Below are 12,716 nucleotides of genomic sequence, written 5' to 3' on the forward strand. Positions count from 1 at the left end.
GGCGGCTGGTATCAAACATCATCCGACCCATAGTGTCAGAAAAATTTAATCGCACCGCGGCCGCCAACCACGTCATGCTCTGTGGGTTGGGATTTGTCTGTGGGCGTTTTCTTTTTCGGGTTTTTGTCGGCAAGATGGTTATTGGGGACGGGATTCTTTTCCTGCTCAGGCTGATAATGTTTGCCAATGATCAGTGCATTGTGATTGGTTTTTCCCTGTTTTGACGGAGGTGCCTTTTTGTGCGCCGACGTTTTTTTCGCCCGGTTATTTTTGCTTTGACGCGGTGAAGCATGCTCTGAAGCGGTTGTCTGAGGTGCCTTTTTACTCGCTTTTTTCTGTATGGCGTCAGGCGAAGCAGGCTCAGCTACCGGGACATCACAAATCACCAGATAGTATTCACCGTTAAACTCGACGAGATCACCGTCATAGATTTTACAGCGTTTACGTCGTTCGACCTCTCCATTGACCACCACATATCCTTCAGCAATCGCATACTTGGCTTCTCCGCCACCGCTGAGCACATTGGCTAATTTCAGAACTTTATAGAGTTCGATGGGCTGATGGTTGACTTCAATGCCAATCGCTTCGATTTCAATTTCTGTCGCTTCATCAGCGTGGTTGTCATGGTTTTGCATAGCTAAATTCTGAGAGGTGATTTTGGGGAGAGTGTATCGGTTTGCCGTCACAAGTGACAGTGCTATTGATCGAAAATAGCAGAATGAACAGGAATCAGTGATGGGGACAGGCACTGTGGGTTCTTTTCGTTACGGAAAGGTCACGGGGACTAGAACGTTACGGGGACAGACGCTATTTCATTTTGATGCAGTTACGTCTTCAATCCGCCATCGGATAACACTTTATCCATCCGGAGAGCGGTCATGCTGCCCGGATGGGGAATGCAGAATCGATTTACGATTGACTAAATTGCTGTACCAGCCGTTGCAGGCTCTCCAGACGTGTGACAAGCGCGTTGGTGCGAGCAACCGATGAAGACGAGAGTGATTTTGTCGACTGAATTGCATCATTCATCCGCATCACATGCGCATTGATGCCTTGGGTAACCTGTACTTGCTCGGTGATGGCTTGGGCCGTGTACGCACTTTGCTCGCCGATCGAGATTAAGTCACTCACAATCGCCTCGAATGAGGCCTTACTCTGTTGTGATTTGGCGACGCTCTGTTCTGAGGCGTTGACCCCTTCTTCCATTAATTGGCCTGTTTTATTGACGGTGGTTTGCAGCTCTTCAATTTTTGAGCGAATCCCCCCGACTGAAGTGCTTGTTTTGGCTGATAAGGCGCGGACTTCATCGGCGACCACAGCGAAGCCCCGGCCATGTTCTCCGGCTCTTGCAGCTTCAATCGCGGCATTGAGAGCCAGTAAGTTCGTTTGTTCGGCGATATCCTGAATCATTTCCAGAATCGTTTCGATGCCGTCAACGTCGCTATACAGTTGCTCCAGTGCGGTTTTTGACCGGGTCAGATGTTGACTCAGGATATGAACCGTCCGGACAGCTTCATCAATGGTTTGGGTGCCTTCCTGCGCTTTGTTTTGCGCATCGTTCGCAAATTCTGCACTCTGTTTCGCCTGTTTGGAGACCTCATCAATGGAGGCTAACATCTCTTCCGCTGAAACTGCCATCGCACTGGTAGCGGTTTCCTGTCCGTTCAGTTCCCGATCAATGAGCATCCGATTGTGGACTTCTTCATTGGCTGCCCGGAGTAACGCGTCCGATGTTTCTGTGGCCCGTGCGGTGGCGGCTCTCAACTCTGCGCGCTTCATCAGCAGGGCCAGTTCAATGCGGGAGAGATCATCACAGTAGCCGGTGTAAGGGTGTTCCATGAGCGGGTTATCGTAATGCGCCTGAGCTTGTTTATTTAACGATGTGATGCGCTGTTTCAGTCGCAATACACAGGCGATTTGGAGCACGACTGATGGCATCATCACACCGAGTGCGAGCGGCAGTGACAAGAGGTCGAAAGCAAAAGCGAGCAGGGTCGCAAATTGTAGCAGGGCCAGCGCCAGTAACAGAGTGATCCATGGGCGGCGTCTGATCGCGACGGGGCCTTTTTTTAAATGGCGATAAAGTGCCGTTGCCCGTGAAATCTGTGCGTCGGTCGGCTGGGTTCTGACCGATTGATATTCGTAGACTTTGCCATCTTTGCCCATAATCGGGGTGACAAAAGCAGACACCCAATAATGCCCGGTATGTTTACATCGATTCTTGACTAGTCCCATCCAGCTTTTACCGGATTGAATATATTCCCACATTTGGCCAAAAGCGGCCCGGGGCATATCCGGGTGGCGAATGATATTATGGGGCTTTCCGAGCAGCTCGTCAGGTTGATAGCCGGCAACGCGGCAAAAATCTTCGTTACAATCGGTGATATGGCTGTCGGGGGAAGTGGTGGAGATGAGGCTGTCATCCTCTGAAAAACTGACTCTTTTGTCTGTCATTGTAATCTCTTTACTATACGATCGATCGGTCCGTGATGATTGATCCAGCGCTTGCTGTATTTAAACGCAGTCACTTGCATACAAGGTTATAATTTTATCAAATAAACATGACAGGACGTTGATATGGGTCATCAACTGAATCGCTATTGTAACTGTGCTGCGCAGCACAGTTACATCGCCTTGCATTGTTAGCACCCTAAATAACATGCTATTTTGATAATCAATAAGGATTGCGAATGCACAAGCATGCAAAACCTGAACACCGAAAGCCTATGTGATACGCATGGCTTTCGGTGTTCAGGTTTTTTTATATAAAAACGAGTTTGGACAAACATGCAGGTTGAAAAAGTACTGAATAATAATGTCATTATCTCTGTTGATGAGTATGGACATGAAGTCGTTGTGATGGGGAAAGGGATCGGCTTTCAAATGAAGAAAGGAATGTCGATCAATGCACAACGCATTGAGAAAGTATTTACGCTGGCCAAAACCGATGATAAAGCGCTCGATGCGCGTTATCACGAGTTGCTGGAAAAAATTCCTTTAGAACTGCTTTCGGTGACGGAATCGATTGTCAGCTTAGCTGAACGGGATTTACCGGGGCAGTTGCATCCGAGTGTGCGTATTTCGCTCGCTGACCACTTATTCTTTGCCCTCGAGCGAATGGTGAAAGGACAACAGATCAAAAATGCGATGCTTTGGGAAATCCGCCAGCTCTATCCGCAGGAATACCGCGTCGGTCTGGAAGCATTACGTTTATTGAAAGAAGCGTCAGGCATTCAGTTTGATGAAGATGAAGCCGGCTTTATCACGCTGCACTTAGTGAATGCGCAGCTCAATGAAGATATGAACAATACCATCAGTGTCACCAATCTGATTCGTGATATTGTGCAGATGATTCAGTACCAGATGGCGATTAGTCTGGATGAGAAAGGAACCGATTTTCAAAGACTGGTTACTCATCTGAAATTTTTTGCCCATCGACTCATCCATCAAACAACCATTGCCTCCGATGACGACTCTTTATTTATCTCAATTAAAGACAAATATCCGAAGTCGTTTGACTGTACCGAGAAAATTGGTCAGTACGTCGAGAAGAAATATCAACATGTGATGACTTCAGAAGAGATGATGTTTCTGACGGTTCATATAGAGCGAGTCAGACGAGCGGCTCATTCATCATAATTGCAGAGACAAAGTGAAATGAATCATTATCAGGAACTGGCAAGTCAGATTCTTATCTTTGTGGGGGGCGCGAATAATATTAAAAGCGTGGTGCATTGTACGACGCGGCTGCGTTTTGTGTTGAAAAATGAAGAGAAGGTCGCCGGTGATCAACTACTTGATTTGCCGGATGTCGTTGCGGTGATGAAGAGTTTTGGCCAGTATCATATTGTGGTCGGGGGACCGGTCGTCCAGACCTATCATGAGTTAATGTGTCTGCTCGGTGGAAACGTAGAAGAGAAACGTGTTCACGGATTTTTTAACCAGTCCATTGATATGATTACCAGTATTTTTACGCCGTTGCTTGGATTATTAGCCGGGGCTGGAATTCTCAATGGGATGTTGACCTTATGTGTCACGTTGAGCTGGCTTTCGACCGATAGTGGTGTGTATCGTTTACTGAGTCTTGCATCGACATCAACCTTCATCTTTCTGCCCGTCTTTTTGGGGTTTACCGCTGCAAAAAAATTTAAGGGACGACCATTTGTAGGGATGGCAATCGGTGCTGCCATGGTCCACCCCGATATTACCAGTGCCGCCAGCTTATTTTTCTCACACAATCTGGACAATGGTCAGGCACCGGATACCTTTTTTGGCCTGCCGATTTACTATATTAATTATTCATCGAGTGTTCTTCCGGTCATACTGGCGACGTGGATGAATGCGAAGCTTGAGCATTTTCTCGCAAAATTCGTGAAATTTTCTTTTGCAGATTTACTGATCCCGGCGTTATGTCTTGCGGTGATGGTTCCGATGACGTTTATTTTTATCGGGCCGCTTTCCTCTTGGGTTGCCTTCGAAATATCATGGTTGATTATTTCACTCTATCAGGTCGGCCCCGCATTTGCCGGGCTGTTAATGGGCGGCATCTGGCAAATTCTGGTGGTGTTTGGCATTCACTGGGGGCTGGTGCCTGCGGTGATGAATAATGTGTCTGTCTATGGCTATGATGTCTTAGTACCGTTGCTGATGCCTGCCGTCTTTGGTCAGGCGGGGGCTTGTCTCGGACTGTTCTTGCGTGAAAAAGACCGTAAACGAAAGGGGCTATTGGGATCTGCTTCAGTGACGGCCTTGTTTGGGATTACCGAACCGGCAGTTTATGGATTTACCTTACCGAGAAAACGTCCTTTTCTGTTTGGTTGTCTGGGGGGCGCTTTAGGGGGAATGTTGGTTGGTTTTTATCAAACCAAAGTCTATTCCATGGGGGTAATGAGTCTGTTTACGCTGACCCAGATCATTCCCGAGCACGGCATCGACGGCACCGTTTATGCCGCTCTGGCCGCTAACCTGAGTGCGGCATTATTGGCCGGGTATCTCAGTTATTATTTCTCCGGCCAGCCCGTTCAGAAGGCGTCCGGGGTTCAGGCGGACGGCAACGAAGAGAAAGACCCTGTGCAACACCACAAGCCGTTATCAGGGCGGGTTTCCAGATATGTCCCGGAGGCATCGGCTGAGTCGCAACCGCCAATAGCCGTTGACCCATCGGATCCAAGTGAATTCAGTGAGACCGTTTTCAGTGAGACAATTTTTTCGCCTTTATCCGGGGATATTCTGCCGCTTGAAGAGTCATCCGATTCGATTTTTGCCATGGGGATTTTAGGTGCGGGGGTGGTGATTATTCCTGACAGTGGCACGGTGTACGCACCGGTTGATGGGGAGGTGGTCTCCGATTTTAACAGTAGTCATGCGATTGGCATCAAAACTCAGCAGGGTCTGGAAGTCTTTATTCATATTGGAATCGATACGGTCAAACTGGAAGGGATGCATTTTTCTAAAGCATTACAAAAAGGCATGTCGGTCAAACAAGGCCAGCCACTCATCCATTTTGATGATGCCGCCATTGCCGCGATGGGCTACAACTTAGAGACGGCGATTATTATCAAAAATTCAGCGGCGTATGCGGAAGCGATATGCCATGCGCAAAAGGGAGCATCGATTGAGCATGGCGCCAGATTACTGAGCGTGCGGACTAAAGATTGATGGCTACAGTTTCAGCAGCTGTTTCAACTGAGGATAGGCATTGGTCGCTTTGGCATAAAAGAGCTTCAGGCCTGAGCAAAGATAACTGAGCCCGGCTTCCCCGTCCGGTGTGCGGAGGAAGCGGCTTTTCGGACACTCTCCCCAACACAAATTGAGAAAGAAACATTGGTTACAATGTTTTGGCAAAGATTCAAATTTAGCCAAGCCAAATTTTTTCTGTGCGTCAGAGAAGACTAAATCCCCCTGATGAACCTGTCGGATATTGCCCAGCTTATATTCGGGATAGACAAAGTGATCGCAGGAATAGATATCTCCGTTGTGTTCAATGGCAACGGCCTTGCCGCAGACTTGCGCATTCACACACTTTTGCGGGCCGTGATTGAACATGATTGAGATGATGTTTTCGAACTGATCAATAAAGGTCCGGCCAAAATCACGCCGGAACCACTCATCCCAAATCGTACAGAGAAAGTTCCCCCAATCGATCGGGTCGACGCTCCAGTCGGTCACGACCGAGTCTGGATTACCGGGTCTTGCTGCCGAAGAAGAGAGCATGGGCAGTTTATCCGGATCCCACTGACCCGGGGCGACCGATTCAAAATCTTTGGTTTCGATACCGGGGATAAATTGAATGATCCGGGGCTTCACCTGATCGCGGAGGAAGCGATAGACAGCCAACGGTTGTTTTGCATTGTCACGGTTGACGACACACAAGGCGTTAAACGGAATGTTATATTGGTGGAGCAGTGAGACTGCCTCCATCACTCTGGCATGGGTTGGCATTTTAGTTTTGGTGTAACGATAAAGATCGTGAAATTCAGCCGGACCATCGATCGATAAACCGACCAGAAAATCATGTTCCTTTAAAAAATGACACCATTCATCATTCAGCAGCAGACCATTGGTCTGTAAGTCGTTATAAACGATTTGATCCGGGCGCTTATATTTTTGCTGGATGCGGATAATCTTTTGATAAAAGTCGAGCCCGGCCAGCGTCGGCTCTCCCCCTTGCCATGTGAAATCAACCGTCGGGCCGGTATTGGCTTCCATATACTGTCGGATATGAAGTTCCAGCAGATCCGGTGCCATTCTGGGCCGCTTGGATTGATTCAGGAGCTGCTCTTTGTGCAGATAAAAGCAGTAAGTGCAATCCAGATTACATAATGAGCCGGTTGGTTTCACCATGTTGTGGTACATGTAGAAATCATCATCGCCCAGCTTCGGTAAATGCAGGGAAGGTGAAGCCTGTTGCGATGGATCAACAATATTGATGGGGATGGTGTGGTCATTCATGACATGGCTCTCTGAATTCTCGTTATCAAAAATATGAATAAAAAAAACCTAAACAACTCAACACCCTCAATCGATGCTGACTTATTTAGGTTTTGCCTGATAGGAACAGTAACAATCCCAAGGTTGCGCTCATTTTGACTGGCTGTGTTTTCCGTGATGTCACGATCGCCCGGACTATATTGACAAACAGGATGACGGGAAGACTGCGCCTGACTAAGAGCATAAACATACCCACCCTTAGATAGCAATATCTGTGACGGGGTAAACACCGTATCTGATCACAGATATAGCCGTACAGTCGTGTTTTTTGAGCTTTGCGTCACATAAAGGTGGTGGTGTTATTGGTGTATCGAACAGTATTGTGCGTCCTGCAATGCGATGGTGACGAAGCCCTCTTTCGTGCTTCAACCGATAGTGCTTCAACCGATAGAGCTTCAACCTTTGGACTTCAACCACCGACTGCATCGCAGCAGGTGGTTGTCATGTCACGGTTGCTATGTTGCGCTGCTATGTCACGGCTGTCCGTCATGGTGACGGTAAGCAACGATTGCCCCGCAATGAGAACGGGCATGAGTGACTAGCTGATTTTGATTAAGCCTTTGAGCAGAGCCTTGTTATTGATCACATCGGTTTCGTAGCTATGACCAATGGTGTTGAAATCAAACGTATGGGTCAGCATGATGCGCGAGGTGAGTTTCCCGGCTTCCATCAGGCGCTGGACTTTACAAAAGTCTTCCATCGTTGCGTTGCGGCTGCCCATCAGCGTGGTTTCTTTCTTATGGAAGTCAGGATCGTTGATTTCCAAGTTGCCTTTAAACAGACCGACAAAGACGATTTTGCCTCCGTGACGAATATGATTGACAGCACTATTCATCGCACGCGGGTTACCGGTAGCATCAATCACAGTCTGAGCCAGTGAGCCGCCGAATGCCGCTGCCAGTTGCTCGTGAAAGTCTTCATCAAGCGGGTTAAGTGTCGGCAGGTTCAGCTCACGCTGGACATGGGCGATTCGCTCCGGCTGAGTATCTGCCATGATCACATTAGCCCCGTCAGCGGCTGCAATTGCCGCCGCCCCAATCCCGATCGGACCGGCACCGACCACCAACACCGCTTCATTCGGTTTTACATCAGCACGTCGAACGGCATGGGCACTGATCGCCATCGGCTCAATCAATGCTGCGGTTTGATCATCAACATTGTTGACCTTCAGCAGGTTGCCCTCGGGCACGGTTAAGTATTCGCTGAATCCGCCGTCGCGATGCACACCGATGACGGAAATATTTTCACAGCAGTTGGTTTTGCCACTGTCACAAGAAGGACAGGCATGGCAGGCGACGTACGGAATTAAAGCCACTTTATCACCCACTGCAAAATCGGTGGTGACACCTTCACCCAGCGCATGGACGGTGCCGCAGAGTTCGTGGCCAAGAATGCGGGGATAAGAGAAGAACGGTTGGTTGCCGGTGTAGGCATGGATATCGGTACCACAAATTCCGACGGAGGAGACTTTGACCAGAATCTCTTTGGCTTGCGCTTGCGGTATGGCTTGTTCGACATACTGCAAATCAAACGGTTTATCGCAGACTAATGTTTTCATAGGTATCTCTCATGATGGATGCATGAAAACATTGTATTTGGGTTGTTTTTTATTTGATTAAATTCTCGAAAATGCTCAGGCGTAGTCAATTTTTTCTGTTTTTTAATGGTATTTTATCGGGATGGAGGGTATCAATGGCTAGAAATAAAAAACTTCGCGAGATCATTGCGAACCAGTTACTCGATGCAGTTCGTCTTGAGCATATTGAATCACCGTTACCGTCTCAGTCTTCGCTGGCGGACTTGTTCAGTGTCAGCCGGACTACGATTCGGCACATCATGAACGACCTGCGCGACAAAGGGATACTAAGCGAGAGCGACAATGGCTGGGAGGTGGCGCGTTTACCCTCAGAGGAGGATGAATATGCCACTACGATGTCAGAGAAAGATCTGCAAAGTAAAGTGTTTGAAGTGTTCTTTAACGATCAGATTAAAAACAAACGGATGCTGCCGGGGCAGGAGTTTACCGAGCTGGAATTGTCGAAACGCTCTAAGTGTTCAACCTCGGTGGTTCGTGAGCATTTGATCCGCTTTTCCCGGTTTAATTTTATTGAGAATATCAACCGCGGCCGCTGGCGAATGATTCGTTTTGATACACATTATGCCGCGAGCCTGATTGAGTTGCGGGAAATGCTCGAATGCCATGCGCTGAATCGCTTTATGAATTTGCCGCGCAGCGATGAACGCTGGCTGAAAGCCCAGTACCTGCTCTATGAGCACCGGGAACTGCGCGATGCGATGGTGAGTGAATATCAGGCCTTTTCTGAGCTTGACCATAAATTCCACTCGCTGCTGTTATCGGCTTCCAACAACCCGTTTATGGACCAGTTCTATGACATTATTTCGGTGATCTTCCATTATCACTATCAGTGGGACAATTCCGATTTACGTAAGCGCAATATGGTCGCGATTGAAGAGCATATGGCAATTCTGAGTAAGATGATTAGCGGCGATGATCTCGGGGCAATGGGGGAGTTACGACGCCATTTGCAGACCGCAAAACGCACCATGGAAAACAGCCTGATAACCAACACGCTCTGATTGATTTGCGGGACAGACGCTTTAATTGATTGGTCAGATGGTTCGCAGGACAGATGCCCTATTCGCGTTAGCGGGACAGACGCTTTAATTGAATTGCTCTATTTGAATTTGTTAGCAGGACAGGCGTGCGAAGTTGTTAGCGGGACAGACGTGTTAGCAGACGTGTTAGCAGGACAGACGTGCTATATGCCGCCAAACAAAACGGGCCCTGATGGGCCCGTTTGTATTGATAGCGATGGTTTATCCGAAGACTAAATTGGGCAGGCCGGTTGAGATCACCGGAATATAGGTGAGCATCAGCAGGGCGACAATCAACAAAATCCAGAACGGCATGATCTCTTTGACAAAATCTTCAATCGACACCTTGGTGATCGAGCACGTGGTGAACATCACCGTCCCGAGCGGCGGGGTGATGGTGCCAATCGCACCGTTGAAAATAAAGACGATCCCAAAGTGAACCGGATCGATGCCGTAAGACTGAGCGACCGGTGCCAGCAGCGGAGCCAGAACGATCATCACCGCGTTGCCTTCCAGAAACATACCGATAATTAACAGGAACAGATTGACCAACAGCAGGAAGGTCATCGGGCTTTCCACGGTGGCGGTGAGCCAGGACGCCAGTTGTTGAGGGACGCGCTCCCAGGTGAGGAACTTAGAAAAACCGACCGCCATACAAATAATCAACAGGACATTGGCAGAAGCCAGTACCGATTCTTTGGTCGCATCCCACAGGGTTTTGGTGTTCATATTTTTATAGACGAACATCCCTAACACCAGCGCATAAACGACCGCTGCCGCACCAGCTTCCGTCGGGGTAAAGATCCCGAAGCGAATCCCGCCGATAATAATTACCGGCAGCAGCAAAGCCAGAAAAGCATCTTTGGCTGAGACGGTGATTTCACGGACCGAGGCACGTTTTTCGCGAATCGGTGCGTAGTTGCGTTTTTTGGCAATGAAAGCCACCAAAACCATCATCATCAGGCAGAGTAAAATGCCCGGTACCACCCCGGCAAGGAACAGTTTCCCGATAGAGACGTTATTGACGTAACCGTAGATGATCAACGCGATACCCGGCGGGATAATCGGCGTAATCAGCGATGAGGCCGCAGTGACCGCAGATGAAAATGACGCGCTATAGCCGCGTTTGACCATCTGTGGCACCAGCAGTTTAGAACTCATGGCCGCATCTGCGATGTTTGAGCCGGACAAGCCGCCCATCAGGGTGCTGAGAATAACGTTAACTTGTGCCAGACCGCCGTTCATATGTCCGGTCAGCACTTCAGAGAATTTCAGCAGTCGTTTACTGATCCCCGAATAGTTCATAAATACACCGGCCATAATAAAGAATGGAATCGCAAGCAGGGTGATGGAATCCAGACCTCCGGCAAGCCGCTGAATCAGAATCATCATCGGCAGGTGGTTATTGAGCAAGAAATAAGTCAGTGTCGCGATGAAGATACAAAATGCAACCGGAATCCCTAGCACAAATAAAAACAGCAGTGCAGCAATGGGTAAAGTAACGGACATGATTAGTCTTCCTTACGACGTGATGTGAAAAAGGTGTAAAGGTGTTTCAATTGGTGATAGAGCATAAACATGCCACTGAACGGAATGGCCGCATAGATATAGACGTATGGAATCTGGAGTGAGGGCGTAAACCGGACTTGTGAAAATGGCAGTAACTTCCAGCCCAGATTGATAATGAAAGCCAACGCAAAAATAACAAATAACGGGCGAATCAGATTATCGAGGATGTCGGCTGCTGCCGCAGGCAGTTTATGCGATAGAAAATCAATCCGTACCACTTCATCGGTGCGCATTAAGGCACTCGCGCCCATAAAGGTCGTCCATGTGAACAACGCAAGACAGACTTCTTCGACCCATGAGCTGGGTGAGTTGAAGACGTAGCGTGTTACCACACCGTAGCTCATCAGCAAAACAATGAGCGCCAGCGAGGTGGTAGCAATCACGACATCGAGTTGACTGATACGGTCTAAAACGGCGATGAGTCTGTTTTTTGAGGTTGGAACGACCTGATTTTGCAACATTTGAGTTTCCATGATGAGCTCCAGAAAGCTGAGCAAGGGGCTCAAGTCTGAGCCCCGTCTTGATTACAACTGAGATAGCTTTTCTTGAATATCTTTATATAAGTTAGGAGACCATTCAGGGAAGTCCTTCTGAACTGCCTGACGTGCCGCTTTTTCGAAGGCCTGAATATCAACTTCGTTGACTTTGACGCCAGCCGCTTTCAGCTTATCGATTGCCTGAGTTTCACTTTGAGCAATCAGGTCCGCCCCATATTTCACCATATCCCGACTGGTGCTGATGATGATGTTTTGTTGTTCTGGCGACAGGGTGTTCCAGAAGTTGGTTCCTGCGACAAATGGCGACATGTGTTTGGTATGCGCGGTTAAGCTGAGGTTTTTCGCCACTTCATAGAATTTACCGCCGAAGAGAACCACTGCTGGGTTTTCCACGCCATCGATTACCCCTTGAGAAAGTGCCGGATAAACGTCAGACAGGGACATCGGTGTCGGAATACCACCCATTGCTTTGACCGTGGCGACAAATAAGCGCGAGTGCTGGACGCGGACTTTTACGCCTTTGAGATCTGCCGGGGTATGAACCGGTTTTTTCGACAGCAGGTGACGTGTGCCGTAGACCACATCAGGGACGACGATCTTCAGACCTTTACCTTCCAACTGGTGGCTGAGGCCTTTGAACCAATCGGTGTGAAGCAGTTTCGATTTTTTCTCAAACGATTGTGACAAATAAGGTGCGTTAATCACCCCGAAGTCAGGGATGGTATCCATCAGATAGCCGTAAGAGCTGATAGTGATGATGTTGGCCCCGAGTTTGGCCTGTTCCATGACTTCCGTTTCACCGCCGAGCTGGCTGGAAGGGAAGAGGCGGAATTTGATATCACCATGCGATTTTTCCTGAACTTGATCGGCCCAGTAGTGCATCGCTTTATCAATCGGTTCACCCGGTTGGTTACCATAGGCAATCATGATTTCAGTGGCTGCATTGGCACCGAAACTCACGGCGAGAGTCAGGCCGATTGCCGAAGTCAGTTTCTTAAGATTACGCTGTAGGGTTCTCATGGATTTATTCCTTTATCAGTTCTG

The 12,716-nt window shown here is 48.5% G+C and carries 10 protein-coding genes; 3 read left to right on the forward strand and 7 right to left on the reverse strand.

Going from position 1 to position 12,716, the window contains the following annotated elements:
- Positions 1–35: 35 nt before the first annotated feature.
- Both OCV37_RS04220 and OCV37_RS04225 read right to left on the reverse strand, forming a co-directional pair.
- Positions 36–635, reverse strand: coding sequence for an RNA-binding S4 domain-containing protein (locus OCV37_RS04220; RefSeq protein ID WP_084717474.1), 600 nt, complete (start codon positions 633–635; stop codon positions 36–38).
- Between the two features lie 274 nt (positions 636–909).
- On the reverse strand, positions 910–2,454 hold the full coding sequence (locus tag OCV37_RS04225; protein WP_038182259.1) for a methyl-accepting chemotaxis protein: 1,545 nt from the start codon (positions 2,452–2,454) through the stop codon (positions 910–912).
- Between the two features lie 333 nt (positions 2,455–2,787).
- On the opposite strand from OCV37_RS04225, the gene licT reads away from it, so the two are divergent.
- Both licT and OCV37_RS04235 read left to right on the forward strand, forming a co-directional pair.
- Positions 2,788–3,639 (forward strand): BglG family transcription antiterminator LicT, encoded by an 852-nt coding sequence (licT, locus tag OCV37_RS04230; RefSeq protein ID WP_038182257.1) that lies wholly within the window; start codon positions 2,788–2,790, stop codon positions 3,637–3,639.
- Between the two features lie 18 nt (positions 3,640–3,657).
- A complete protein-coding gene (locus OCV37_RS04235; RefSeq protein ID WP_038182254.1) occupies positions 3,658–5,658 on the forward strand; it encodes a glucose PTS transporter subunit IIA in 2,001 nt (666 codons plus the stop codon).
- A 3-nt stretch (positions 5,659–5,661) separates the two neighbouring features.
- Here the strand turns inward: OCV37_RS04235 and OCV37_RS04240 are convergent, their stop codons facing one another.
- Together OCV37_RS04240 and OCV37_RS04245 are read right to left on the reverse strand one after the other, a co-directional pair.
- Positions 5,662–6,951, reverse strand: a complete 1,290-nt coding sequence (locus OCV37_RS04240) for an anaerobic sulfatase maturase (RefSeq protein WP_051680604.1) — start codon at positions 6,949–6,951, stop codon at positions 5,662–5,664.
- A 577-nt stretch (positions 6,952–7,528) separates the two neighbouring features.
- Positions 7,529–8,548 (reverse strand): zinc-binding alcohol dehydrogenase family protein, encoded by a 1,020-nt coding sequence (locus OCV37_RS04245; protein WP_038182252.1) that lies wholly within the window; start codon positions 8,546–8,548, stop codon positions 7,529–7,531.
- A gap of 134 nt (positions 8,549–8,682) precedes the next feature.
- On the opposite strand from OCV37_RS04245, the gene OCV37_RS04250 reads away from it, so the two are divergent.
- Positions 8,683–9,588, forward strand: coding sequence for a GntR family transcriptional regulator (locus OCV37_RS04250; RefSeq protein WP_038182250.1), 906 nt, complete (start codon positions 8,683–8,685; stop codon positions 9,586–9,588).
- Positions 9,589–9,828: 240 nt separating this feature from the next.
- Here the strand turns inward: OCV37_RS04250 and OCV37_RS04255 are convergent, their stop codons facing one another.
- The 3 genes from OCV37_RS04255 to OCV37_RS04265 are packed head-to-tail and all read right to left on the reverse strand — an operon-like array spanning position 9,829 to position 12,692.
- Complete coding sequence (locus tag OCV37_RS04255) at positions 9,829–11,115, reverse strand: TRAP transporter large permease (RefSeq protein ID WP_038182246.1); 1,287 nt, start codon at positions 11,113–11,115, stop codon at positions 9,829–9,831.
- Positions 11,116–11,117: 2 nt separating this feature from the next.
- Positions 11,118–11,648 carry a TRAP transporter small permease gene (locus OCV37_RS04260; protein WP_038182243.1) on the reverse strand — a complete coding sequence of 177 codons (531 nt, stop codon included), beginning with the start codon at positions 11,646–11,648 and terminating at the stop codon, positions 11,118–11,120.
- A 51-nt stretch (positions 11,649–11,699) separates the two neighbouring features.
- Positions 11,700–12,692 (reverse strand): C4-dicarboxylate TRAP transporter substrate-binding protein, encoded by a 993-nt coding sequence (locus OCV37_RS04265; RefSeq protein WP_038182240.1) that lies wholly within the window; start codon positions 12,690–12,692, stop codon positions 11,700–11,702.
- Positions 12,693–12,716 lie beyond the last annotated feature (24 nt).

The sequence above is a fragment of the Vibrio rhizosphaerae genome, assembly GCF_024347095.1.
Taxonomy (GTDB): domain Bacteria; phylum Pseudomonadota; class Gammaproteobacteria; order Enterobacterales; family Vibrionaceae; genus Vibrio; species Vibrio rhizosphaerae.

Coding starts and splice junctions, on each gene's coding strand:
- licT (WP_038182257.1), top strand. CDS start 2,788: ATGCAGGTTGAAAAAGTACTGAATAATAATGTCATTATCTCTGTTGAT.
- OCV37_RS04265 (WP_038182240.1), bottom strand. CDS start 12,692: ATGAGAACCCTACAGCGTAATCTTAAGAAACTGACTTCGGCAATCGGC.
- OCV37_RS04225 (WP_038182259.1), bottom strand. CDS start 2,454: ATGACAGACAAAAGAGTCAGTTTTTCAGAGGATGACAGCCTCATCTCC.
- OCV37_RS04220 (WP_084717474.1), bottom strand. CDS start 635: ATGCAAAACCATGACAACCACGCTGATGAAGCGACAGAAATTGAAATC.
- OCV37_RS04245 (WP_038182252.1), bottom strand. CDS start 8,548: ATGAAAACATTAGTCTGCGATAAACCGTTTGATTTGCAGTATGTCGAA.
- OCV37_RS04240 (WP_051680604.1), bottom strand. CDS start 6,951: ATGAATGACCACACCATCCCCATCAATATTGTTGATCCATCGCAACAG.
- OCV37_RS04235 (WP_038182254.1), top strand. CDS start 3,658: ATGAATCATTATCAGGAACTGGCAAGTCAGATTCTTATCTTTGTGGGG.
- OCV37_RS04260 (WP_038182243.1), bottom strand. CDS start 11,648: ATGGAAACTCAAATGTTGCAAAATCAGGTCGTTCCAACCTCAAAAAAC.
- OCV37_RS04255 (WP_038182246.1), bottom strand. CDS start 11,115: ATGTCCGTTACTTTACCCATTGCTGCACTGCTGTTTTTATTTGTGCTA.
- OCV37_RS04250 (WP_038182250.1), top strand. CDS start 8,683: ATGGCTAGAAATAAAAAACTTCGCGAGATCATTGCGAACCAGTTACTC.